Consider the following 25,695-nt stretch of genomic DNA (forward strand, 5'->3'; position numbering starts at 1 on the left):
AAGTTGAGAAAGCTAACTTATGGCGCTTTTCTACCTAGAAATTTGAAATCCTGATACAAATAGATGAATTACTTTTAACAAATAAGATAAAATTGTTGTGATTTACCGGTATTTAAGATAAAATTAAAAGGTATTTAAAACATTTGGAGGACTTACAATGTCTAACTGGACAGTAGCTGCGGATCAAAAGAACCAAGGCACATTAGAATTTGAAATTTCACGCGCACAAGTTGAAGAAGGTTTGGAAAAAGCTTTTCAACGTAATAAGAACGAAGTTTCTATCCCTGGTTTCCGTAAGGGTAAAGTAACTAAGGCACTTTTCTTTTCAAAGTTTGGCGAAGAAGCTTTGTATCAAGAAACAATGGATATTGTTTTGCCAGCAGCTTATGAAGCAGCCGTTGAAGAATCTGGTATCACACCAGTTGGACGTCCTAATATTGAACCCGTTTCAATGAACAAGGGCGAAGCATGGACAATGAAGGCTGAAATTGCTACTGCACCTGAAGTCAAACTAGGTGAATATTTGAACCTTGAAGTTGAAGCTGCAGACACTGAAGTAACAGATGCTGATGTTGATGCTGAAATCAAGCGTTTACAAGATGGTCAAGCAGAATTAGTTTTGCAAGAAGCAGCTGTTAAGGCTGAAAATGGCGATACAGTTGTGATTGACTTTGATGGCTCAGTTGATGGTGATCATTTTGATGGTGGCCAGTCTAACGACTTTTCATTAGAACTTGGTTCTGGTCAATTTATTCCAGGATTTGAGGAACAATTGGTTGGACATACATCAGGTGAAGATGTTAATGTGACTGTGACATTCCCTGAAGATTACCAAGCTGCAGATCTTGCTGGCAAGGAAGCTTTGTTTGAAGTTAAAATTCATGAATTGAAGCGTAAGGAATTGCCTGAGTTAGATGATGAATTTGCTAAGGACGTTGACGAAGAAGTTGAAACTTTAGCTGAATTGAAGGAAAAGACAACAAAGAAGTTGTCTGAAGATAAGGCTGAGTCAGCACAAGCAGCATTTGAAGATGCAGTGATTACAAAAGCAGTTGACAACGCATCAATTGATGGCGATAAGATTCCTGACGCTATGATTGATGAAGATGTTCATCGTCAAATTGACCAATATTTGGCACAATTGCAACAACAAGGTATTTCACGTGAAATGTTCTTCCAAATTTCAGGTCAAACTGAAGATGATTTGCATAAGCAATTTGAAGAAGGTGCAGCAACACGTGTTAAGACAAACCTAGTTCTTGAAGCGATTGTTAAAGCAGAAGCTATCGAACCTACTGAAGATCAAATTAATGCAGAAGTTGAAAGCTTAGCAACACAATACAAGATGGAAGCTGCACAAGTGCGCGCTAACTTGTCAAATTCATTGTTGAAGCATGATATTTCTATGCGTGAAGTCATTAAAAAGATTACTGACTCTGCAAAGACAAAGTAAATCGTAACGCATCTCAATAATGATCTGTATACAAAAGTCATCCCAAAATTTATTGGTGATGACTTTTTATATAGCACAAGTCATTAGGTAAAGTTCAAAAACGCAATCAGGTTGTGAAGTAATTTGTCGTTAAAATCACAGTGTAATCTGTTAGAATGGAATAGTATTTAAAATTTTAAAAGAAACATTTAGTAAATCAATTCAAAGGATAAAAATATGGCAAAAACACCAGATTTTGAAGAAGAAATTTATTGTAGTTTTTGTGGAAAATCTGCAAGTGAAGTAGATAAAATTGTTGCCGGACCCAGTGGCATTTATATTTGTAATGAGTGTGTCGACCTGGCTAAGAATATTATTGACGAGGAATTACCAGTGGATCAAGGATCAAAAACATTAGCTTTGCCAACACCACATGAAATTGTTACGGAATTAAATGATTATGTGATTGGGCAAGAAGATGCTAAAAAAACGCTTGCTGTGGCAGTCTATAACCATTACAAGCGCATCAACGAAAATTATACCCCAACAACAGATGTTGAACTCCAAAAGTCAAATATTGCCCTAATCGGACCAACTGGTTCTGGAAAAACCTATTTAGCACAAAGTTTGGCACGTATTCTTGATGTGCCGTTTGCTATCGCTGATGCGACAACGTTAACAGAAGCGGGCTATGTTGGTGAAGATGTCGAAAATATCGTATTGAAATTGCTCCAATCAGCTAATTTTGATGTTGAGGCAGCTTCACACGGTATTATTTATGTTGATGAAATAGATAAAATCGCTAAAAAATCAGAAAATGTGTCAATTACCCGTGATGTTTCAGGCGAAGGTGTGCAGCAAGCGCTTTTGAAAATGCTTGAGGGTACCATTGCTAGTGTGCCACCACAAGGTGGTCGAAAGCACCCACAGCAAGAGCTGATTCAAGTAGATACCACCAATATTTTGTTCATCGTGGGTGGTGCCTTTGCTGGCATTGATACGATTATTAAAGAGCGTTTAGGTGAACGAGTCATCGGGTTTGGATCAGATGCTCATGATAATGCGGTTGCTCTAAATTCCGAAAATATTTTGGCACATGTGCAACCTGAAGACATGACGAAATTTGGTCTTATTCCAGAATTTATTGGTCGATTACCTATTGTCACAGTGTTAGATGAATTAAAAATTGATGATCTAACCCGTATTTTGACTGAACCTAAAAACGCCTTGATTAAGCAATATACAACACTACTTGGTTTAGATGATGTTGTGCTGGAATTCCAACCTGATGCACTAGAAGCGATGGCGGAATTAGCCATTAAGCGTCATACTGGCGCACGTGGTTTGCGATCAATTATTGAATTAGCCATGAAGGATGTCATGTTTGATATTCCCAGCCGTGATGATGTTGCAAAAGTCATCATCACAAGAGCTAGTGTTGTGTCTGGTGAACAACCTGAATTACAATTAAAAAAGGTGATAAAATAATGGATGTACACAATGTTGATATGGTGATGAGTGCAGTTTCTGCTTCTCAGTATCCAACTGATGGTAAGCCAGAAATAGCTTTAGTGGGGCGTTCAAATGTTGGTAAGTCGTCTTTAACCAATACCTTAATTCAACGCAAAAATTTTGCACGAACGTCATCGCAACCTGGTAAAACTCAGACATTGAATTTTTATAATGTTGAAGATAAGCTATACTTTGTGGATGTACCAGGCTATGGTTATGCCAAAGTTTCTAAAAAGCAACGTGAAGAATTTGGTCGGATGATAGAGGAATATATCACCTCTCGTAAGCAATTACGTGGTGTTGTTAGCTTAGTTGATGCCCGACACGAGCCCAGTGATGATGATGTTTCGATGTATGAATGGTTACATTTTTATAATATCCCAATATTAGTTGTCGCTACAAAATCGGATAAAATTTCTAAAAGTAAGTTTAATAAATATGAATCTAATATCAAACGAATTCTAGGGTTTGATAGCGATGATAGTGATTTCCAGTTCTTTTCTTCTGAAACAAAATATGGAAAAGACCAAGTTTGGCAATGGATTGAAGCACATATGTAGGACGTAAGGACTGTTTAGGCAGTCCTTTTTGCTTGCTTGAGAAGTCCATAAATGACGCATATTTGATACAATAAAGGTATGACTAAAATGCAATATGCACAAATCATTGTTGATGTGCCAACGATGCAAACAAATCAACCTTACACCTATATTGTGCCAGATGTAATTCGTGAGACGTTAAGACTAGGTATGCGTGTTGATGTCCCTTTTGGTCATCGACATGTCATGGGGTTTGTTGTTGGGTTACGTGCTACGACGGACTTAGACGATGGACAACTGCGTTCAATAACTCGTGTGTTAGATTTAACACCTGTTTTGAACACAGAATTATTGAATTTATCAAATTATTTAGCGCAAGAAACATTTGCGTTTCGTATTTCAATATTACAAATGATGTTACCTAATGCGTTAAAAGCGAACTATGAACGTATTCTGAAAATCGTTGACGAAGTCAATGATGACATACGTGATCGTTTATTTAAAGGGTTAGATGAAATGATTTATCGTGCACGTGAATTAAGTGATGCGGATATTGCTAGATTAGCACAATTGCAACGTGAGCAACGTATTACGGCTTCGGTGAACGTGACTAATCGTGCAAAAATCAAAACGCAGATAGCCTATCGTTTTACTGATGAGATTGATTTATTAGAAAATGAATCTCAATCGCTTAGGACTTCAGCAAAGAAGCAGAAAATTTTATTATCATTTATTATGGGACACTTAGGAGAAACGTGGGTCAAAAAAGAATTACAGGAAGTCATTGCGGTAAGCGACGCCACCCTGAATCAGGCTGCGGCTAAAAATTGGTTGGAAAAAGTACGTGTAGAACAGCTGCGCGATCCATTCTCAGCAACGCGCATTGCACCAACGCAACCGTTGGCATTGAACGAAGAACAACAAACGGCTTTTGAACGTATTGTATCAAGCGCAGATGACATGCGTTATCAACCTTTTTTACTGGAGGGTATCACCGGCTCTGGCAAAACAGAAGTTTATTTACAGGCGGCCCAACATGTTTTTAATAAAGGGAAGACGGTGCTTTTTTTAGTCCCAGAAATTGCGTTAACACCGCAAATGGTTCGCCGAGTTAAATCGCGATTCGGCACGCAAACGGCTGTATTGCATTCGGGATTATCTGATGGTGAACGATATGATGAATGGCGTCGTATTGAACGTGGTGACGTTAAGATTGTTGTAGGTGCACGTTCAGCTGTCTTTGCGCCATTAGATAATATTGGTCTGATTATTGTGGATGAGGAACATGAAACCTCTTATAAGCAAAGTGATAATCCAAGGTATAATGCACGTGATGTGGCGCTATGGCGCGGCGCGTATTATCAAATTCCGGTCATCCTTGGTTCGGCTACACCATCACTAGAAAGTCGTGCTCGTGCGCAGCGCGGCGTGTATGAACTGCTGCGTCTAACGCATAGAGCAGGCGGAGCCAAATTACCAGCTGTTAAAATTGTTGATATGACAACGATGATAGCAGATGGCCCAGAGACTAATTTTTCAAAACAACTTAAAGATAAATTAACTGATCGATTAAATCGTCATGAGCAATCTGTATTGATGTTAAATCGGCGTGGCTTTTCAAGTTTTGTGATGTGTCGAGACTGCGGTTATGTACCACGTGATCCAAACTGTAACTTAGCCATGACTTTGCATATGGATTCACACACCTTAAAATGTCATTATTGTGGCCACGAAGAGCCAATCCCGACAAAATGTGTCCAATGTGGTTCAAGTCGTATTCGTTATTATGGTACGGGAACCGAGAAGGTTGAAACTGAGCTGCATCACTTGTTTCCAGATGCTCGTGTCATACGTATGGATCAAGATACGACACGAAAAAAAGGCCAAATGGATCGCATGCTTCAAAAATTTGGCAACCATGAAGCCGATATTTTACTTGGTACGCAGATGATTGCCAAAGGTCTTGATTTTCCCGACGTCACATTAGTGGGTGTATTAAATGCTGATACTGCCTTGGGACTACCTGATTTTCACGCAAGTGAAAGAACGTTTCAATTGTTGACACAAGTCAGTGGACGAGCTGGTCGATCAAAGAAATTGGGGGAAGTGTTAGTACAAACTTTTAATCCGCAACATTATGCTATTACATATGCAAAACAACATGATTACGAAGGCTTTTATAAGCAGGAAATGGCTGTACGTCATGCCGGTAATTATGCGCCATACTATTACACTGTTCAAATTCAAGCCAGCCATAGTGAAGAAAACGAAACAGCAAAGCAAATGATTCAAGTTGCGCGTTGGCTTAGATTACATGCCAATGAGCGCGTAATCATTCTTGGACCGTCACCTAAACCAATTGCAAAATTGCGTAATCGTTATTATTTCCAAATCATTTTAAAATTCAAGCAACGCAATGAAATGGATGATTTATTAACGGAACTACAAAACAGGGCTCAAAAATCTAAAAATGGGTTGCAATTAACGATTGATCGCGAACCTATTTCTTTTATGTGACAAATGCATGACATTATTCTATGGTATAATATATAAGAAATAAAATACTCGTCAGTACGGGTATTTTTTAGTGAGTAAAGGCAGCACTGCTTTTGACGTGATTTACCAATTACAAATGATATAAAAGGCGTTAATAGCTAATATTAGGAAAGAGGCACAACCATGACTTATTCGGTGGTATTAATGGGAACACCCAAATTTGCAGTACCGATTTTGGAAGCATTAATTGATGATGAACGATATGATGTGAAGGCTGTTGTAACACAGCCAGATAGACCTCAAGGTCGCAAACATACGTTGACACCTAGCCCCGTTAAAGTTGCAGCATTGGCACATAATCTGCTCGTTTTACAGCCTGAAAAAATTAGTGGCTCTGATGAAATGCAACAAGTGATTACAATTAATCCCGACTTTATTGTGACAGCAGCATTTGGACAATTTTTGCCAACAAAATTATTAGAGGCGGCTAAAATTGCTGCTGTCAATACGCATGCATCATTGTTACCCAAGTATCGTGGTGGTGCACCAGTTCACTATGCCATCATGAATGGTGATACTGAAACAGGTGTTTCAATTATGTATATGGTTAAAAAAATGGATGCCGGTGACATTATTGATGTTGTTAAAGTCCCAATTACTAATCAAGACAATGTTGGCACAATGTTTGATAAATTGAGTCTTGCTGGACGTGATTTATTACTGGCGACCCTACCTAAAATTGCATTAGGAGAGCGTCACGCAGTTGCCCAAAATGAAGATCAGGTATCATTTTCGCCTAATATACCGCATGAACTACAAAATCTAGACTTTGCGCATGAGACAGCACAACAAGTTGATTGGCATGTTCGGGGGCTTTATCCAACGCATCCTGCTTATGTTCAGGTCTTAGGTCAGCGAATTAAACTCACAAAAGTGACGCCATTAGACGAAAAAACCGAGTTCTCCGCAGGACAAATTGTTGAAAAAAGTAAAAAAGTATTAAAAGTTGCAACAGCTGACCAGACAGTGATTAGTATTGATAAATTACAACCGGCAGGTAAATCAGAAATGGCTGTTAATGACTATTTGAACGGTGCTGGGAGTCAGTTACACACAGGAGATTTATGGGCAGAGGAGCCAATTAATGAGCGATAAACGTGTTTATAGTGATAATCCAAGAGTTTTAGCAGTACAAACCTTAGCAAAAATTAAAAATGGGGCTTACTCTAATTTACAATTGAACCAAGTGATTAAGCAACATCAATTAGGCGAAGCTGATAAAAGATTGTTAACAACCCTTGTGTATGGCGTAATCCAACATCGGCTCACATTTGAATATTGGTTGGCACCTTTCGTTGGTAACAAAAAAATTGATGCTTGGGTTCGTGAATTGCTTTATACTGCAATGTTTCAAATGCAATTTTTAGATAAGATTCCAGAACACGCTATCTTTAATGAATCCATTGAAGTTGCTAAAATATTAGGGCATGTCGGCACTGGAAAATTTGTGACTGCCATACTGCACAATATTGCACGACAAGGGTTACGAGACATTGCTGCAATCAAAGATCCAATTCAGCAACTGTCAATCGAAAAAAGTTTACCTATTTGGTTAATTAATGAACTTGTTAAGCAACATGGTGAAACAAAAACACGTGCACTGGTCGAAACAATCAATGATGCGCCGAACCAATCTATTCGTGTTAATACAGTGGTAACGACAGATGAAGACGTGATTAAGTCACTCGAAGCTGAAAACTATACGGCAGTTAAATCGCTTGTAGCTGATCATGCTTATATTGTTTCTGGTGGGCATGTCGCAAGTTCTAAAGCCTACCATGACGGTTTGCTCACTATTCAAGATGAAAGCGCCATGCTACCTGTGGAAAGTATGCATTTAACAGCAGATGTTAAAACGATTTTAGATGCGGCGGCTGCACCAGGTGGAAAGACAACACAGATTGCACAATATATTGGTGCAGATGCTACAATTACGGCTCTTGATATACATGAACATAAAATAAAATTAATTAATAATAACGCGCAAAGACTACATGTTGCCGATAAAATTCAAACACGTGTATTAGATGCGCGTAAAGTACCACATGAAATTGATACTAAATTCGATCGTATTCTTGTTGATGCGCCATGCTCAGGCTTTGGATTATTACGACGGAAACCTGAAATTCGCTACGATAAGACATTAGAAGATGTTCAAAACTTAGCACAGCTACAATTTGATATTCTAGATTCTGTTAGTCAAAATGTCGCTGATAATGGTATGATGGTTTACAGTACTTGTACAATTCTGAGTCAAGAAAATGATGATGTTGTCACAAAGTTTTTATTAGCACATACAGAGTTTGAACTTGTACCCACGCAAACCGTTAAAAATTTAAAGCCGGATCGTGGTGAGGAAGTACTTCATGTGTATCCAAACGACTATCAAACTGATGGCTTCTTCGTGGCAACATTTAAGAAAAAGCGGTAATTGGCACAGCAATTATAAAAAGTAAAGAAATATAGAACGCACAGTTAAAGTAACTTAACATTTAAAAATAATGTTTGGCAAATTTGACGATACTATTTTGAGAAGATAAAATATTCCTATGCAAATAGCATTTCACACTGACCCAGGTATAAAACGAGATGAGAATCAAGATTATGTTGGTGCGTTTACCAATCAAAAAGGGACCATTATGGTGATTGTAGCTGATGGGGTAACCTCCACTGAGGGTGGTGAGGTCGCCAGTGCCATGGCTGTAGAACATTTTGGGCATGCTTGGGAAAACACAACGATTGAAACCATCAAATTAGCAACCAATTGGATAGCAGAAACAACAACTCATGAAAATAACGTCATCCTGGAAGTCGGGAAGCGTTTTGATGATTTGAAAACAATGGCAACAACGCTTGTTTTAGCTATCTTATTTGATGAACAAGTCCTTATTGGTAATTTAGGTGACTCAAAAGCATTTTTATTACATCAAGATAGTTTAAGACAGTTGTCATTTGATCATAATCTTAAAAATGAATTGGTACGCGCTGGAACAGTTAGTCAGGCTGATGCCGAAAATGTGCCCAATGCGAATAGTGTGACACGATTTTTAGGCGTTGATGAACATGCGAAGGTAGAAATTAAACAGCACCCATTTTTGGGAGATGACATGTTATTTCTGACATCAGATGGTATTACTAAAGTTTTAGACGGTCTTACTATTAAACGTATCATGAGAGCAGAAACAACGCTAAATTCACGCGCTTGTGAATTAATCCGATCAGCTAATAGTCATGGCGCACCAGATAATGTCACGGCACTTTTGGTCAGTCGTAACAATAAAAAGGATACAAAATAACTATGTTACCAGATACAGTGATAGACAATCGTTATAAAATTATCAAATCGCTTGGTGGCGGAGGCATGGCCAATGTTTATTTAGCGCATGATGAATTTTTAGATCGAGATGTCACCTTTAAAATGATGCGACTGGATATGAAAAATGATGCTGATCTAGCGAAGCGCTTTAAACGAGAAGCAGTTTCTGCGACAGAATTAGTTCATGATAATATTGTCCAAGTATACGATACAGGTGAATATGAAGGCTCCCAATATTTGGTAATGGAGTATGTAGCGGGGGATGATTTAAAGTCCTATATTGCGCAACATTTCCCCATCCCTTATCAACAAGTTGTTGATATTATGATACAAATCTTAAGCGCAGTTCAAGCGGCGCATGATGCGGGCATTATTCACCGAGATTTAAAGCCACAAAATATTTTAATTAATGAGCAAGCACAGGTTAAAATTACTGATTTTGGTATTGCTATTGCTAAATCAGTACAAGATATGACACAAACAAATACAGTGATTGGGTCAGTTCATTATTTATCTCCTGAGCAAACTCGCGGTGGGATGGCTTCAGCAAAATCAGATATCTATGCACTTGGTGTGATGTTGTATGAAATGCTCACTAAACAGGTACCTTACGAAGGAGACACACCGGTTGCAGTGGCGATGAAGCATGCCACGGTTGATATGCCATCAGTTCGTGACTTTGATCCACGAATACCTCAGGCTTTAGAAAATGTGATTTTAAAATCAACGGCTAAGCGACCACAAGACCGTTATGTTAGTGCTGCTGCGATGTCTGAAGATATACAAACTGCCTTATCGCCCAGACGTTCTGACGAGGCACGTTTTGCACCTATGTCTGAAACCATAGACGAAACACGTATTATTCCTATGGCACAGATTCAAGATCAGCTCAAAACGGGTGTTTCTTCAGATAAAATTTTCCCAGACGAGGTACCTGAAGAGCCTTCAGTAAAAGAAACAATCATTGCCTATGGTAAAAAAGGTTATGCGATTAAAGACATAGCACGCAAAGTTGATCGCACACCGAACTTTGTTCGTAATGTACTGCAGGGAAACGGCATTAAGTTCCGCAAATTGCCAAAATGGCCTTGGGCCATTTTGGGTATGCTAATTTTAGTCGTGGCAACGTTCATTTTTATTAATTACCAGTCAAATAAAGTAACCGTACCAGATGTCACTAATTTGACACAAGATCAAGCAACGACAAAGATTAAAAAATCAGGATTGACGGTAGGCACAATTAGTTCGACAACATCTAAAAGTATTGCAAAGGGTAAAGTTGTTCGTTCGACACAAAGTAGCGGGTCGGAGGCAAAAAAAGGGGATGCGATTAACCTTATTATTTCTTCTGGACGTGCAAAAGTACGTTTTGGTGATTATGTTGGCTCGGATTATACGATGGCTGCAGCACAACTAAGAGCACAAGGTTACTCTGTCAACAGAAAAGATAGTGCTTCTGATAATGTTGCTGAAGGCAAAATCATGTTACAGTCAATTGATGCAAATGATAAAGTAGATCCAACGTCAACTACGGTTGATTTTACAGTCTCTACCGGTGCAGTCAAAATTACCGTCCCAGATTTTACGAGTAAAGGAACCCAAGAACAAGTACAAAGTTGGGCTAGCCAAAATGATATTGTCGTCAATTTTAATACACAATATGACGGTAATACTAAAAAAGATCACGTTATCAGTCAGTCAATTCGTGGTGGCTCAAGTATCACTAAAGATATGGTTTTGCTAGTCACTATTTCTCAGGGCCCACAGGCATCTTCAAGTGATAGTTCTGATGATTCAGATTCGTCGAGTGACAATGATAGTGATTCATCTTCATCGAATAATAATTCAAGCTCGAATTCATCCGCATCAAAAAATAGTTCGAGTACGAGTTCATCATCAAGCAATAGTGATAAAGAATAATTTAAACTAAGTCGCTTAAAAGCGGCTTTTTTGTTACAATTAAATTATGAAAACAGGACGCATTATCCGCTCGTTGAGTGGCTATTATGATATACAAATTGAAGATGGTCGCATCGAGCGCACGCGCGCACGAGGTGAATTCAGAAAATCAGGACAAAAGCCATTAGTGGGTGATTTTGTTGACTTTGAAAGTGAAAATGATGAAGGCTTGATTTGGAAAATTTATCCAAGAGAAAATGTGTTAGTCAGACCACCGGTTGCTAACATTGACGTTGCAGTGATTGTGACCGCACTAAAAGAACCCAACTTTACGCCTAACTTACTTGATAGACAACTCGTTGCCTTAGAGGCTGCTAATGTTCGACCGTTAATTTATTTTACTAAATCTGATCTATTAACCTCAGCGGAATTAATTGCTGCGCAAGCAGTATTGGACATCTATCAACAAATTGGTTATACTGCGATATTACCAACATCTATTCAAGATACTGTGGCATTTAAGACACTACAAGATGATCTCAAGGATAAGGTATCTGTATTTATGGGTCAGACTGGTGCGGGTAAGTCGACATTGTTAAATCATCTCTCACCACAACTGGGCCTTGAAACGGGCATTGTTTCAAAGGCATTAAGTCGCGGAAAACACACAACAAGGCAGGTCACACTGATTCAGGTGGATGATGCGCTGATTGCAGATACACCTGGGTTTTCATCATACGAAGTTTTTGATTTTCCGCTTGAAGATCTCGATAGTTATTTCCCTGAATTTGTAAAAGCATGTCAGTCTTGTCGCTTTCGTGGTTGTTTCCATCTCAATGAACCAGGTTGTGCTGTGAAAGAAGCGGTAACTGTTGGCGACATAGCACAATCACGGTATAATAGTTACAAGGCCTTCTACGAATTAATTAAATCGCAAAAGCCAAAATATAGCACAGATAATCGAAATTACTAGGAAGAAGGATTTTAGCATGTCAGGAATTATTGCACCATCTATTTTGAGTGCGGATTATACAAATTTAGAGCGTGATGTTAAGCTTGTTGAATCAGCTGGTGCGGAGTATCTACACATTGATGTGATGGATGGTAGTTTTGTACCGTCAATCTCTTATGGCCCTAATTGGGTTAAACAATTACGTCCGGAGACTGATATGGTTTTGGATGTGCATTTGATGGTCGTTAATCCTGAAAAGATTGTTGATGAATTTTCTGATGCAGGTGCTGATATTATTGGGGTGCATGTTGAAGCAACGGCCCATATTCATCGTGTGTTACAGATGATTAAGAATAAGGGGGTAAAAGCAGAAGTCGTTATCAATCCAGGCACACCTGTATTAGCGATTGAATCCGTGTTGGATATGGTTGACCAAGTGTTGGTTATGACTGTTAACCCTGGTTTTGGCGGTCAGAAGTTCTTACCATCAACAATTGAAAAGGTTGCGCAATTGAAAGCCATTCGAGATGAATTAGGCTATACTTTTGACATTGAAATTGATGGTGGTGTGAATAATGAAACCATTGGTGCTGCATATGAAGCGGGTGCAAATGTGTTCGTGGCAGGTTCATATGTATATGATAAAGTAGACCCGGCAGCTAAAATTAATTTATTGAAAGAACTAACGAAATAATGCAAATAAATATATTGGCTGGCGGCGATCCATCGTTATGGCCAGAAAAATTATTTGATCAGCCAGGATTTTGGATCGGCGCTGATCGAGGTGCTTGGCGATTATATCAACGTGGCATACCTATGTTACTGGCAGTTGGTGACTTTGATTCACTTAATCAAGATGAATTACACGTGCTTGAGTCGCATCTTCAAAAAAATGAAATCATCCATGTCAAGGCTGAGAAAGATGAAACAGACACAGAATTGGCCTTATTGTATGCGCAGACCAAAAAGCCGGATAACATTAACATATTTGGTGCAACGGGTGGTCGTCTGGACCATTTGCTAAGTAACTTATGGTTACTGGCAGATCCTAAATTTGAATCCATTGTAGAAAAAACGCATATTATTGATAATGTCAACGACGTGAGTTATTTGGCTTCAGGTTCAAAAACGATTCACAAAATTTCGAGAACAAAATACCTTGGCTTTATGCCATTAACTGAAGTCACGCATTTTAAAATCATTGATGCCAAATATACCCTTACTCTAAAACAAAACGTTTATAAAATGTGGTCATCTAATGAGTTTGTCAGTGATACTGTACATGTTAGCTTCGATACAGGCATTCTTATGGTGACTCAAACAAGGGATCGTACGTAATATTCTTACTTGCTCAGGAAAACAAATACGGAGGAAAAATAATGACAGTAAAAGTAATAGAAGACGCAACATTTGAAAAAGAAACAGCTAATGGCGTTAGCATCACTGACTTTTGGGCAACTTGGTGTGGTCCTTGTCGTATGCAATCACCTGTTTTGGAAGCATTATCTGAGGAAGTTGATAATGTGGATTTCGTCAAGATGGATGTTGACGCTAACCCGGATACACCTGCAAAGTTCAGCATTCGCGCAATCCCAACATTGCTTGTTCAAAAGGACGGCGAAGTGGTAGAACGCCTTACTGGATTTCATACTAAGGAACAACTCGCAAACATTTTATCGAAATATACAAAATAACTTGCCAAAGTGTTTATAATCTGGTAAAATTTATTAATGTTGTAGAAAGAGCTTTTTAAAAATATTAGCTCGAAAAGGAGGGTCGAACATGGCAAAAGATGCTATTACAGGCGCACATACACGCTTTGGTAACCAACGTTCACACGCGTTGAATTCAAGTCGTCGTAGCTGGAAGCCGAACTTGCAAAAAGTGACTGTTAAGATTAATGGTGCTCCCGCAAAGAAAGTTTATTTATCAGCACGTACGTTAAAGGCTGGATTGAAGACTGGTACTATAGAACGCGTATAATGCGATTTAAGTGATGTGCAAAATATTGTTTATACATCACTATCATAAATTGACCACCTTCGCGGTGGCTTTTTTTATGTCAAATAATGAACTGCCAGAATACGTTTAATGTTGTGATATGTTAAAATGATTACAGTAAACCTTTTTAAGGAGGAAATGCATAAGTGTGTCAACCAAAGATTCATTATTAGTTGTAAGTCTTGCTAATTGAATGTTTAAATGTGGGTGACATTGAAATGCTTTGAATTATTATGGCAATTAAAATTAAAGCTAAAATAGGTGATATCACTATTGAAAATGATGTTATTGCAACGATTGTAGGCGGTTCAGCTATTGAAAATCCTGGTGTTGTCGGGATGGCTTCTAAAGCAGCGTTTCGTGATGGCATGAATCAAATTTTAAATCGTGAAAATTATGGTAAAGGTGTTGTTGTTTACCAAGAAGATAATGGCGTGAGCGTAGATGTTTATCTTGTCGCACAGTATGGCACAAAATTGTCAGAAATTTCGAAATCAGTTCAAGGTAAAGTAAGATATAATCTTGATGCGTTGCTCGGCATTCATGTAACAGAAGTTAATGTGATTGTTCAAGGCATTCGCGTCACGGACTAGGAGCGTCATGACTAAAATTACAAAGATTACCAATGTAGAATTCGGTAAGATGATTAATGCAGCAGCAGCAGCGCTTGCCGCAAATGCAGATAAGATCAATAAATTAAATGTTTTCCCTGTCCCCGATGGTGATACAGGTACAAATATGAGTTTGTCAATGGCCAGTGGCGCGCAGTATGAACGTGATGCGTTGGATACAAATATTGGTGCCTTGGCAAAAGCAACCTCTAAGGGCTTATTAATGGGTGCGCGTGGTAATTCTGGTGTTATTTTATCACAAATTTTTCGAGGATTCGCTAACTCAGTTGATGGAAAAGAGACATTATCAGCACGTGATTTAGCAGACGCCTTAATGACTGGTGCTCAAGTTGCCTATAAGTCAGTTATGAAACCAACAGAAGGTACTATTCTCACTGTTATTCGTGAGGCTGCGTCAAAGGCTAATAAGATAGTTGACGAGACAGATGATGTTGTTGAATTGATGTCCGCTGTTAACGAGGCAGCACAGAGTGCCTTGGCCTCAACCCCTGATTTATTACCTGTTTTAAAACAAGTAGGCGTTGTTGATTCTGGTGGGCAAGGGCTTGTTTTTGTCTTGAAGGCTTTTTATCAAGCGCTTAGTGGCGATATTAGTGAAGAAGATCTGAAAACACCGGACAATGCTGAATTAGAACAAATGGTTAAAGAACTACATGCCGGCGCGCAGGCTAACAGCAGCCTAGATCCAAATAGTATCGTGTTTGGCTATTGTACAGAAGTTATGATCCAAATTGGTAAAGGGACGACCTACGATCACGAATTTGATTATGACACATTTTACAACCATTTGGCAAAGTTAGGTGATTCATTACTTGTTATTAATGATGATGAGATTGTTAAGGTCCATGTTCATACTGAAGATCCTGGTGAAGTGATCCATTGGGGAACACACTTTGGTTCATTAGTTAAGGTTAAAGTCGATAATATGCGTGACCAACAACAAGCAGTTATTGACGAACAACGCGCTGAAGAAGCTCACGTGTCCAAGATAGCCACAACGGTTTCAGACACGGCTGTGATTGCTATTGCTGCAGGTGATGGTGTGGCAGAGTTGTTTAAGAGTTTAGGTGTAAACGCGATTATTTCTGGTGGACAAACGATGAACCCATCAACATCAGACATTGTTGATGCCATTAATGTTATTGGTGCCAAACAGGTTTTGATTTTACCAAACAATTCCAATATTTTCATGGCCGCAGATCAAGCTGTTGATCTTGTTGATATACCAGTTCGCGTTGTGAAAACACGCACGATTCAACAAGGACTCACGGCAATGATGGGATATAATCCAGAGGCAGATTTGTCAAGCAACGCTGAAGAGATGGCATCAATGATGCTTGAAGTGACATCTGCTCAAGTCACACAAGCTGTTCGTGATACGTCACTGGATGGTGTTGATATTCGACATGGTGACTGGTTGGGTATTATTGATGGCAAAATTGAAGTCGTCACAAAAAAGATGCAAAGTACAGCGATTGAAGCTGTTTCACAAATGATAGATAGTGATTCTGAAATTGTAACAGTCATTTTTGGAGAAGATGTGAAAGAAAAAGACGCTAAAAAACTCCAAGAGTCAATATTAGCAATTGATGATGCACTTGAAGTTGAAATTCATGATGGTAAGCAACCGCTGTATCCGTTCTTAATTTCAGTTGAATAGGTCAAACAAAAAGTCCTGAGAAATCACATTTCTCAGGACTTTTTGTACAAGTAATCTTAAAACCATCCTAGGGAACTGATAGCGGCATAGAAGACACCGCCAACGAGTAAAATAATCATGACCCAAGACATAGTGAGTATCATCTTTTCAATGCGAGTACGTGATTTCTGCTTACTTTTTGGTACACGATGTTGATTTAATTTTGCGTCAATTTCTGCTTGTAATTTAGCATTAACAGGTCGCGAATGTTGTTCGTCTGTCATGTTTCACCTCGTTATAATTCAAATTTAGTTTACCATATTAAGGGTTTGGTATGCAATTGTAATGTTATAATATATATTTGCCATTTTTAAAATTATCATATGAACAGAGAGGTTATTTGCCTTTTTGTCTGTATTTCGATATTGTTAGTAAAGTATAGTGAGGTAAAAGTATGCAATGGTGGTTTGGCTCAATAGGAGCAATTGTTATTATTTTAATCATTTTTTTATTAAAAAAGTGGACACGACTACGTGAATTTAAAATTAAAACGCTAGATATAAGTGTGATTCCCTTGTGGATCATATTACATTACACAATGGGGTATCGTTTTGGTGTGAGTTGGGTTTTATGGTTCATCATTGTGTGGTGTCTTGTTGGGGCTACTTTGTCACTGTTTCTATTACAAAAAAAGTGGCATTGGCGTTCATTTTGGTATAAGTTTTGGGAATGGAGTGGGTTGTTAGGTGGCCTTTTGCTATTTATTGTTACAATTGTTGGTTTCACTACCCACTAATCCCCACTTGAATAAAAAGCTGTTATCTCTAAGATAGCAGCTTTTTATGTGTACTAAAATTTACTAAATGATGACAAAATAATAATTAGGTGGAGGGAAGTGGTGAAATGTGGTAAATTAGTAGTATAGAATTTTTAATGGAGGTGGTCCTGATGTTTATGGGCGAATATTCACATACGCTCGATACAAAAGGGCGACTTATTATTCCAGCAAAATTTCGTAACCAGTTAGGCGATAAATTTATTGTGACGCGTTGGATGGAACATGCCTTGCGCGCTATGCCAATGCCAGTCTGGGAAAAATTAGAAGAACAACTGAACCAGTTACCATTAGGTAAAAAAGAAGCACGCCAATTTAAACGCTTTGTTTTGGCAGGCGCCATGGAAGCAGAAATTGATAAACAAGGGCGAATTATAATTCCGTCTAACTTGAAAGCATATGCTTCACTTGAAAAAAGTGTGACAGTTACAGGATCTGGCGACTCCTTTGAAATTTGGAGTTCCGAAAACTGGCATGATTACACACTTGCAACGGCTGAAGATTTTGACGAAATTGCAGAGGGACTAGTTGACTTCGACTTCTAGTTAAAGGAAATAATTTTAATGACTGAATTTGAACATGTCACAGTACTCTTACACGAAGCAGTTGCTTTGCTTGATATTAAACCCGATGGTCTCTACGTTGATGCTACATTGGGTGGCGGTGGGCATACTGGAGAAATTTTAAAACAATTAACATCTGGCACGTTATATAGTTTTGATCAGGATGATTTAGCTATTCGCTATAATCGCGAGCAGTTTGCTAATGAAATTCAAGCAGGCAAACTGGTACTCATTCATCAAAATTTTCGCACACTGACATCAGCTCTTGCTGAACATGGTGTCACGCAAGTTGATGGCATTATTTATGACTTAGGTGTTAGTTCGGTACAATTTGATGATGGGCAACGTGGCTTTAGCTATAATTACGATGCTGATCTGGACATGCGCATGGATCAACGTCAGAGTTTAACGGCTAAAATAATTGTGAATGATTGGTCGTTTCATGAACTATTACGTATTCTTAGTCGCTATGGTGAAGATAGATTTCCTAAGCAAATTGCACGTAAGATTGAGCGCCATCGGGAAGAACAACCAATTAATACAACGTTTGAATTAGTTGACATTATCAAGGAAGCCATTCCGGCGCCTGCCAGGCGTAAAGGCGGGCATCCGGCTAAGCGTACCTTCCAAGCTTTACGAATTGCTGTTAACGATGAGTTAGGGGCATTGGAAGATTCATTAACACAAGCAATTGCTTTGCTTGCGCCCGGCGGTCGAATTAGTGCAATTACATTTCAATCCCTAGAGGACCGTTTAGTTAAACAAATGTTCCGTGAAAAAACATCGACACCAGAATTGCCAGCGGGATTACCTGTTCTTCCAGGACAGTTTGAAGCAGATTATACCTTGTTAACGCGTAAGCCTATTTTGCCAAGTGATGACGAGATGACAATAAATCATAGATCTGAATCCGCTAAATTACGCGGCATAGAACGCAAATAAAATTTAGGAGCACTTAAGTTATGGCACAAAACGCATATCAATATTCAACAATTGCTGAATCAATACCCTTGGCACAACCTAAAACACGTATTAGATATAAAACAGCGCGCTGGACACGAAAAGAGCGTATGATGGTTGCTTTTGTGTCAGCTGTTGTGATGGTATTGATGGTCGGCGTTGTTTTTTCAAGTATGCAAACAAGTGCTGCCCGAGCAAATACGGCAAACATGCAATCAAAAACTGACGATACGAAGGAAGCAAACAATGTTTTGCGTAGTGACATACAGCGCAAAACAAGCAAAAAAAACTTGGATGAGGTTGCTAAAAAATATCATATGACGCTGTCAGACAGCAGTGTCCGAAATGTTAACCAATAATTATGAAAAATAAAGTGAGACGAATGCCAAATAAAAAAGTCACGAAAAACGCCAAAATTTTTGGTGGCGTATTGTTGGGTGCAATTGTGCTTGTGACTTTAGGACTTGGTGTGCGTCTTTTTGTTATTGCCAGTGGCTCAATTGATGGTCACAATTTAAATGCTGCAACACGCCAAGCATTTATGGCAAATCAAATAGTGCCAGCTAATCGTGGCAAAATATATGATATGAATGGGCAAGTTCTAGCAGAAAACACAACAGTTTACGATATGTATGCTGTATTAGATAAGAAGGTGGTTCGTTCCAAAGATTCAAAAACAGGTAAATATGTCAACGGATCTGGGCATGTAGTTGATAAAGAATTAACGGCTGAGAAGCTGAGTAAAATTATCAATATGGACAAAAAAGAAATATTAGAGCGATTAGAAAAAAAAGCTTATCAAGTTGAATTTATTTCTAAAAAAGTACAGGCAAGTAAAAATTTGAGCATTGATCAGTATAAAAAAATTCAGGCTCTGAATTTGCCTGGTATCAATTTCACCTCGCGTCCAGCACGTATATATCCTGATGGTAACACAGCTTCGCATCTGGTTGGTGCTATGAAAACGCACGAAGATAAACAGACGGGTCAATCGGTACAAAATGGCTTGATGGGTATCGAAAAATCTGAAAATAATGTTTTGGCTGGTAAAAATGGCGTCAAAAAGTATGATGGTCAAGTAGAAAATGTACAGGGCAGTAAAACGGTAGAAAATGGTAACGATGTTTACCTAACGTTAGATACTTCACTTCAAAACACATTAGAAACTCGGATGGATGATTTATTCAAAACAACTAAAGCCAAGTCTGCAGTAGGTGTTTTGATGGAGGCTAAAACAGGGCGTGTTGTAGCAGCAACACAGCGGCCCAACTATGATCCAAATGATAAGCCTGTTAATCCAGAATTGTGGACTAACCTATTAGATCAAGGGGCGTTTGAACCTGGGTCAACCATGAAAGCAATTACATTGTCAGCAGCCATTGATACTGGCGAGTGGCGACCAAATGACACATATCAATCAGGAACACTATTGATTGATGGTAAGAAGGTCGTTGATGCTTTTGGGCAAGATCAGGGTATGTTAAGTTATCGTGAAGGCTTTTGGCGTTCTTCAAACGTTGCCTTTGCGCGGACGCAACAAAAGCTTGGCGCGGCAGTTTGGCGTAAATATCTAGAAAAATTTCATTTTTTACAGTCTACGAACGCAGGTCTGGCTGATGAAGAACGGGGTGATCTATCTTACGACTATCCTATTGATCAAGCAAACACGGCCTATGGTCAAGGTATTAGCGTGACACCTTTACAGATGATACAAGCTTTCTCGGCAATTGCAAATAATGGTCAAGAGATTAAACCATACTTCATTGATAAGGTCGTTAATCCAGCCACCGGGGCAATTGTCAAGCAAGGAAAAACAGAAAATGTTGCTCGTCCTATTAAAGCAAGTACAGCAAAACAGGTTCGCAAATATATGATTGATGTGGTTAACCAGGAGACCGGGACGGCAAGAGAATTTGATTTAAGGAAGTTTGGCTACCAGATTGCAGCCAAAACAGGGACAGCGCAAGTGTCTGAAAAGGGGCAATATCTTCAAGGATTAAATAATGCCATTCATTCTGTTATGGTCTTGGCACCAGAAAAAAATCCAAAATATATTTTTTACATGGCGCTTAAGCAACCGCAAGTATTTCCAGATGCTAGCATACAAGAAACAATGAATAAAGTATTTCAGCCTTTAATGCTTCAGGCTTTGAATAATAGTGATAGTGCGGTAAAATCAAAAACAACAAAACAAACTGTTCCCAATGTTGTCGGTCAATCGGTTCAGGAGGCCACTCAAACATTAAATAAAGCTGGTTTTAGATCAGCATTAGTGGGATCAACTGGTAAAGTCACAGCACAGTCTTTATTACCTGAACAGAAATCACTCACAAACCAATTAGTTATTATAAAAACCAAGGGAAATACGCATTTACCTGATATGACAGGGTGGAGTTTGACGGATGCACAAGCTTACGCACATGAGGCTGGTTTTAAGCTTGTTTGGTCAGGTTCTGGTTTTGTTGCGGGGCAAGATGTTGGCAAAAATCAACTTGTCGTTAAAACAAGTCAGGTTGGTGTTAGGTTGAAAGAGAAGAAGTAGGAAAAATTATGTCAGAAAATTTATGGGCGTTAGCCCGAGCGTTTGTGGTCACTGTGTTGTTCATGCCAATACTCATTAAATTTCTAAAGCAATCCAAAGAACAAGCAGTCATTCGTAAACTTGGACCTGATCATCAAGCAAAATCTGGCACGCCAAGCATGGGTGGCGCACTTTTTGTTGTTGCAGCATCTCTTAGTGCTTTAATTGGTGGTGGGATAACTGATGGTTGGACCGGGCTTACGGCAATGATTTTACCGATAGTCGCCTTTTTAGCCTACGCTTTGATTGGGGGCATTGATGACGCGCTTAAGTTAATTAATCACGCTGATGATGGTTTTGCGTTCAAACCAAAGATTTTAGCACAAACAGCTAGCGCGATCGTTATTATGGTTTTGATGTGGTTTATGCATATACCATTTACACTCTATATACCACTTTTTGGTACTTTCTATCTTGGCATATTTTACTTTATTTTTCTCTGGTTTTGGTTAGTTGGTTGGTCCAATGCTACGAACCTCACAGATGGATTAGACGGATTATTGACAGGCATTAGTATAATAGTTTATGGCGCTTACACGGTAATTGCCATGAATAATCATAACCAGACGATTGTTATTTTTAACTTTGCCATCTTGGGTGCTTTAATTGGTTTTTTGGTTTTCAACAAACCAAAGGCTAAAATCTTTATGGGTGACACGGGGTCACTGGCCCTAGGAGCGGGATTGGCTATCGAATCTATTTTACTTGGTATACCATTTTCACTCATATGGTTTGGATTCGTTTTTGTCATTGAAACAGTGTCAGTTATCATACAAACAATCGGATTTCATTTTTGGCACAAGCGTATTTTCCCCATGGCACCAATCCATCATTCCTTTGAAAAATTTGGGTGGAGTGAATGGCAAATAGACACGTTATTCTGGATTGTATCAGCTATTCTAGCTGTTGCTGGTATATTCTATATGAATTAGTCATTAGGCGAGTTTACTCGCGTACATAAAATTTCAGAAATCAGGTTATGGATCATGGTAATACAAAATTTTAACAATAAAAAAGTCATGGTATTTGGTTGGGCACGCTCAGGTAAGGCAGCGGCTAAATATTTAACTACAATTGGCGCACAAGTGACAGTTGTTAATGGGGGTGATTTTGATAATGATGATGTTTATCAAACATTACTGTCGGCCGGCGTTAAATTTATTAACCATGATGATGATCAATCACTAGACCAGTCGTTTGATTTTTTGGTCAAAAACCCGGGAATTAATTATCAAACAGACATCGTACAAAAAGCCCAAAAACTACGTATTCCTATTTTAACCGAAGTGGCGGTTGCGTTGAGTGTATTCAATGGGCGGTTGATAGCTGTAACAGGCTCAAATGGTAAAACAACGACAACATCGTTAATTCGAGATATGCTTCAGGCAGATGGGCAACAAGTGACGACTGCTGGGAATATTGGGACACCAGTTAGTGAAGTTGTTGAAAACCTAACTGAAAAAGATACACTATTGCTTGAATTATCTAGTTTTCAATTACTAGGGGCTCCTGATATTCGTCCAGATATTGCCCTGATTACCAATATTTTCGCTAACCACCTTGATTACCATGGCACACGCGATCACTATGTTGAAGCTAAATTTCAGATCACTAAAAATCAAACGGCTGATCAAATATTGGTGCTCAATGCGGAAGGTAAAGACACGCATAATTTGATTACAAGAACAAATGCAAAGGTAGTCGAGTTTTCGCGTAAGGACTCAGAATTCATGGTGACCGTAAATACAGATCATTTAATGATTTCCAATCGCCCTGTGATGCCATTAACAGCCATTAAACTTGTAGGACCGCATAATTTGGAAAATATATTAGCAGCGACAACTGTTGCTAAATTGGCTGGTGTTCATGATTCTGCTATTCGTCAAGTGCTCGAAACATTCGGTGGGGTAGCGCATCGATTACAATTTGTTTTGTCGGCTAATCAGATTAAATTTTACAATGATTCAAAAGCAACTGATATTGAGGCCACACAAACAGCCTTAAATAGCTTTGATCAACCGACAATTTGGCTGGCCGGTGGTCTTGATCGTGGCGATGATTTAATGCGACTAGTACCTAATTTAACGCATGTCAAGGTAGTCATTGCGTTTGGTGAAACACAACAAAAAATAGTCGCGGTCGCACGTGCTGCTAATAAACCGGTTATTACTGTCACAGACGTGACGCAAGCTGTACCTGTTGCAGTGAAATTAGCTGAAGCTGGCGATATTGTGCTACTCTCACCCGCTGCAGCTAGTTGGGATCAATACGATAATTTTGAAGAACGTGGCGAAGCATATGTTACTGAAGTAAAGAAAATAATGGGGGTATAGTTATGCGTGTGATTTTATCAGGTGGTGGTACTGGTGGCCATATTTATCCAGCGCTCGCACTCGCAGAAGTCATTAAACAACATGAACCAGAAGCAGAATTTTTATACGTTGGTTCAGAACGTGGTGTCGAGTCACATATCGTGCCAGCCACAGGTATGGCTTTTGAACAATTAACCGTACAAGGTTTTAAACGATCATTGTCATTGGACAATATTAAAACGGTCAACTTATTTTTAAAAGCAGTTAGGCAATCTAAGAAAATTATCAAAGACTTTAAACCAGATGTTGTGGTGGGTACAGGTGGTTATGTTGCAGGGGCTGTTGTGTATGCTGCACAACGTATGCATATGCCAACAGTTATCCACGAGCAAAATTCTGTCGCTGGTGTGACTAATAAATTTTTAGCACGTGGTGCAACGAAGATTGGTGTGGCTTTTGATGTTGCTAAACAGCAATTTCCAGCGGGAAAAGCGACATTGGTAGGCAATCCACGTGCACAACAGGTTGCACACATTAAGTCAACTTTTTCTTGGCAAAGTTTAGGCTTACGAGATGATAAAGCAACTTTACTCATTTTTGGTGGTTCACAAGGTGCACCTGCTATTAACTTGGCAGTAATTGATGCCATAAATGAATTTAATTTGCGTCAATATCAAGTTGTGGTTGTTACTGGACCTAAGCGCTATGATAACGTATTAAACAAACTGAGTGAACAAAAAATTTCTGCGGCTGATAATGTTAGGATTGTACCTTATATTGACAACATGCCAGAAGTTTTGGCAAAAACTGATGCGATTGTGTCACGGGCAGGAGCAACATCAATTGCAGAAATTACTGCTTTAGGGATTCCATCCATCTTAGTGCCTAGCCTTCATGTAACGGGTAATCACCAAACAAAAAATGCACAAAGCTTGGTGGATGATGGTGCGGCGCTTCTAGTGACAGAAACAGAGCTGACTGGTCAGTCACTCGTTGATGCTGCAGATAAATTATTGCTTAATGAAATTATAAGTGATAATATGGCTGCACAGGTTGTAAAAGTCGGTATGCCAGACGCAGGTGATCGGTTGTACCGCCTAATCCAAGATGCTATTTTAGAGAAGAAAGATTAATTTATTGACTGTTGTAAGACACAATCAAATATTAAAAATTAAATGGCCGCTACAACTTTGGATAAGTTTAGCAGTTTTTGTTGTGATTGCTTTAGGTACTTTATTGCTACTACAACCTTGGCAAACGATTAAAACAGTTGATGTCCAGTCAACTTTAATACCATCTGAAAAAATTGAGCAGTATGCTGGTATTTATCCCAACACGCCATCATGGAAAGTGACGGGACAAACACAATTTATTGCGCAAAAGATTATTAAACATGATGATAAAATAGACACAGCCAAAGTCACACAAGAAGGTCGTCAAGTGACAATTGACATTGTCGAAAAAGTGACAGCAGGCTATATTCAAAAAAATAAACAATGGTATGTTATTAACCGAAATGGTGTACAGAATAAAGTTCAGAGCCCTGAGGGAAATGCACCTATATATGCGGGATTCAGCAATCAAGCAGATGTTAAAATGGTGGTAGCAGAATTTGTAAAGTTAGAACTAACGTTGCGACAAAATATTAGTCAAATTAATTTTTCACCTAACAAGGATAATGCGAATCGCTTATTAATTATTATGAATGATGGCAATACAGTTTATGCAACGTTAGGTACATTTGGAAAGAAAATTAGCTACTATCCTGGAATTGCTGCTCAAATGCCCAGTAAGGGTGTTGTTGATTTACAGTTTGGTGCTTATTCATATGCTTATGGCACATCACATGCAAATGTAACCAAAAAGAAAGCTGATAATAAAGCACATCAGAAGTAATAATTGGTAGCGTAATACACCTAATTTATGATATTATTATTGTTAGGTATATTTTATTAAAAAATAATTT

The 25,695-nt window shown here is 38.8% G+C and carries 25 protein-coding genes; 24 read left to right on the forward strand and 1 reads right to left on the reverse strand.

Annotated elements, in window-relative coordinates; translation table 11 throughout:
- Positions 1-157: 157 nt before the first annotated feature.
- The 15 genes from tig (at position 158) to JOD28_RS00555 (ending at position 16,499) form a co-directional block, all read left to right on the forward strand.
- The gene (tig, locus tag JOD28_RS00485) at positions 158-1,453 is read left to right on the forward strand and encodes a trigger factor (protein ID WP_204768965.1); all 1,296 of its coding nucleotides are present in this window, start codon (positions 158-160) and stop codon (positions 1,451-1,453) included.
- A 216-nt stretch (positions 1,454-1,669) separates the two neighbouring features.
- On the forward strand, positions 1,670-2,920 hold the full coding sequence (clpX, locus tag JOD28_RS00490) for an ATP-dependent Clp protease ATP-binding subunit ClpX (protein WP_204768966.1): 1,251 nt from the start codon (positions 1,670-1,672) through the stop codon (positions 2,918-2,920).
- Positions 2,920-3,504, forward strand: coding sequence for a ribosome biogenesis GTP-binding protein YihA/YsxC (gene yihA / locus JOD28_RS00495; protein ID WP_204768967.1), 585 nt, complete (start codon positions 2,920-2,922; stop codon positions 3,502-3,504). Before clpX ends, yihA begins: the two co-directional genes overlap by 1 nt.
- Positions 3,505-3,582: 78 nt before the next feature.
- Positions 3,583-6,000, forward strand: coding sequence for a primosomal protein N' (priA, locus tag JOD28_RS00500; protein WP_204768968.1), 2,418 nt, complete (start codon positions 3,583-3,585; stop codon positions 5,998-6,000).
- Positions 6,001-6,162: 162 nt separating this feature from the next.
- Entirely contained in the window at positions 6,163-7,134 is a 972-nt protein-coding gene (gene fmt / locus JOD28_RS00505; RefSeq protein WP_204768969.1) for a methionyl-tRNA formyltransferase, read from the forward strand.
- Positions 7,124-8,470, forward strand: a complete 1,347-nt coding sequence (gene rsmB, locus JOD28_RS00510; protein WP_204768970.1) for a 16S rRNA (cytosine(967)-C(5))-methyltransferase RsmB — start codon at positions 7,124-7,126, stop codon at positions 8,468-8,470. Before fmt ends, rsmB begins: the two co-directional genes overlap by 11 nt.
- Positions 8,471-8,588: 118 nt before the next feature.
- Positions 8,589-9,335: a protein phosphatase 2C domain-containing protein gene (locus JOD28_RS00515; protein ID WP_204768971.1), complete on the forward strand. Its 747-nt coding sequence runs from the start codon at positions 8,589-8,591 to the stop codon at positions 9,333-9,335.
- Between the two features lie 2 nt (positions 9,336-9,337).
- On the forward strand, positions 9,338-11,275 hold the full coding sequence (gene pknB / locus JOD28_RS00520) for a Stk1 family PASTA domain-containing Ser/Thr kinase (protein WP_204768972.1): 1,938 nt from the start codon (positions 9,338-9,340) through the stop codon (positions 11,273-11,275).
- A 46-nt stretch (positions 11,276-11,321) separates the two neighbouring features.
- Complete coding sequence (gene rsgA, locus JOD28_RS00525) at positions 11,322-12,227, forward strand: ribosome small subunit-dependent GTPase A (protein ID WP_204768973.1); 906 nt, start codon at positions 11,322-11,324, stop codon at positions 12,225-12,227.
- A 16-nt stretch (positions 12,228-12,243) separates the two neighbouring features.
- Positions 12,244-12,900, forward strand: a complete 657-nt coding sequence (gene rpe, locus JOD28_RS00530) for a ribulose-phosphate 3-epimerase (RefSeq protein ID WP_204768974.1) — start codon at positions 12,244-12,246, stop codon at positions 12,898-12,900.
- Entirely contained in the window at positions 12,900-13,544 is a 645-nt protein-coding gene (locus tag JOD28_RS00535) for a thiamine diphosphokinase (RefSeq protein WP_204768975.1), read from the forward strand. Before rpe ends, JOD28_RS00535 begins: the two co-directional genes overlap by 1 nt.
- 41 nt (positions 13,545-13,585) lie before the next feature.
- Entirely contained in the window at positions 13,586-13,900 is a 315-nt protein-coding gene (trxA, locus tag JOD28_RS00540; RefSeq protein WP_204768976.1) for a thioredoxin, read from the forward strand.
- A gap of 88 nt (positions 13,901-13,988) precedes the next feature.
- Positions 13,989-14,189 (forward strand): 50S ribosomal protein L28, encoded by a 201-nt coding sequence (gene rpmB, locus JOD28_RS00545; RefSeq protein ID WP_013102625.1) that lies wholly within the window; start codon positions 13,989-13,991, stop codon positions 14,187-14,189.
- Between the two features lie 251 nt (positions 14,190-14,440).
- Entirely contained in the window at positions 14,441-14,800 is a 360-nt protein-coding gene (locus tag JOD28_RS00550) for an Asp23/Gls24 family envelope stress response protein (protein WP_204768977.1), read from the forward strand.
- A 7-nt stretch (positions 14,801-14,807) separates the two neighbouring features.
- A complete protein-coding gene (locus JOD28_RS00555) occupies positions 14,808-16,499 on the forward strand; it encodes a DAK2 domain-containing protein (protein ID WP_204768978.1) in 1,692 nt (563 codons plus the stop codon).
- A gap of 56 nt (positions 16,500-16,555) precedes the next feature.
- On the opposite strand, the gene JOD28_RS00560 is transcribed toward JOD28_RS00555, so the two are convergent.
- The gene (locus tag JOD28_RS00560; RefSeq protein WP_204768979.1) at positions 16,556-16,762 is read right to left on the reverse strand and encodes a DUF4044 domain-containing protein; all 207 of its coding nucleotides are present in this window, start codon (positions 16,760-16,762) and stop codon (positions 16,556-16,558) included.
- 170 nt (positions 16,763-16,932) lie between these two features.
- Here JOD28_RS00560 and JOD28_RS00565 point away from each other — a divergent pair, with 170 nt between their 5' ends.
- The 9 genes from JOD28_RS00565 to JOD28_RS00605 all read left to right on the forward strand — a co-directional run bounded on the left by JOD28_RS00565 (position 16,933) and on the right by JOD28_RS00605 (position 25,625).
- Positions 16,933-17,274 carry a DUF3397 family protein gene (locus JOD28_RS00565; protein WP_204768980.1) on the forward strand — a complete coding sequence of 114 codons (342 nt, stop codon included), beginning with the start codon at positions 16,933-16,935 and terminating at the stop codon, positions 17,272-17,274.
- Positions 17,275-17,426: 152 nt separating this feature from the next.
- Entirely contained in the window at positions 17,427-17,858 is a 432-nt protein-coding gene (gene mraZ, locus JOD28_RS00570) for a division/cell wall cluster transcriptional repressor MraZ (protein WP_204768981.1), read from the forward strand.
- 18 nt (positions 17,859-17,876) lie between these two features.
- Positions 17,877-18,818 (forward strand): 16S rRNA (cytosine(1402)-N(4))-methyltransferase RsmH, encoded by a 942-nt coding sequence (gene rsmH / locus JOD28_RS00575; RefSeq protein ID WP_204768982.1) that lies wholly within the window; start codon positions 17,877-17,879, stop codon positions 18,816-18,818.
- Positions 18,819-18,838: 20 nt separating this feature from the next.
- Complete coding sequence (locus tag JOD28_RS00580) at positions 18,839-19,195, forward strand: cell division protein FtsL (RefSeq protein ID WP_204768983.1); 357 nt, start codon at positions 18,839-18,841, stop codon at positions 19,193-19,195.
- Positions 19,196-19,197: 2 nt separating this feature from the next.
- Entirely contained in the window at positions 19,198-21,378 is a 2,181-nt protein-coding gene (locus JOD28_RS00585) for a penicillin-binding protein (RefSeq protein WP_204768984.1), read from the forward strand.
- Between the two features lie 8 nt (positions 21,379-21,386).
- Complete coding sequence (gene mraY / locus JOD28_RS00590; protein ID WP_204768985.1) at positions 21,387-22,349, forward strand: phospho-N-acetylmuramoyl-pentapeptide-transferase; 963 nt, start codon at positions 21,387-21,389, stop codon at positions 22,347-22,349.
- Between the two features lie 54 nt (positions 22,350-22,403).
- Positions 22,404-23,750: a UDP-N-acetylmuramoyl-L-alanine--D-glutamate ligase gene (gene murD, locus JOD28_RS00595; RefSeq protein WP_204768986.1), complete on the forward strand. Its 1,347-nt coding sequence runs from the start codon at positions 22,404-22,406 to the stop codon at positions 23,748-23,750.
- Between the two features lie 2 nt (positions 23,751-23,752).
- Positions 23,753-24,862: an undecaprenyldiphospho-muramoylpentapeptide beta-N-acetylglucosaminyltransferase gene (murG, locus tag JOD28_RS00600; protein ID WP_204768987.1), complete on the forward strand. Its 1,110-nt coding sequence runs from the start codon at positions 23,753-23,755 to the stop codon at positions 24,860-24,862.
- 4 nt (positions 24,863-24,866) lie between these two features.
- Entirely contained in the window at positions 24,867-25,625 is a 759-nt protein-coding gene (locus JOD28_RS00605) for a cell division protein FtsQ/DivIB (RefSeq protein WP_204768988.1), read from the forward strand.
- Positions 25,626-25,695 lie beyond the last annotated feature (70 nt).

Origin of the sequence: Leuconostoc rapi, assembly GCF_016908715.1 — a bacterium.
Classification (GTDB): Bacteria; Bacillota; Bacilli; order Lactobacillales; family Lactobacillaceae; genus Leuconostoc; species Leuconostoc rapi.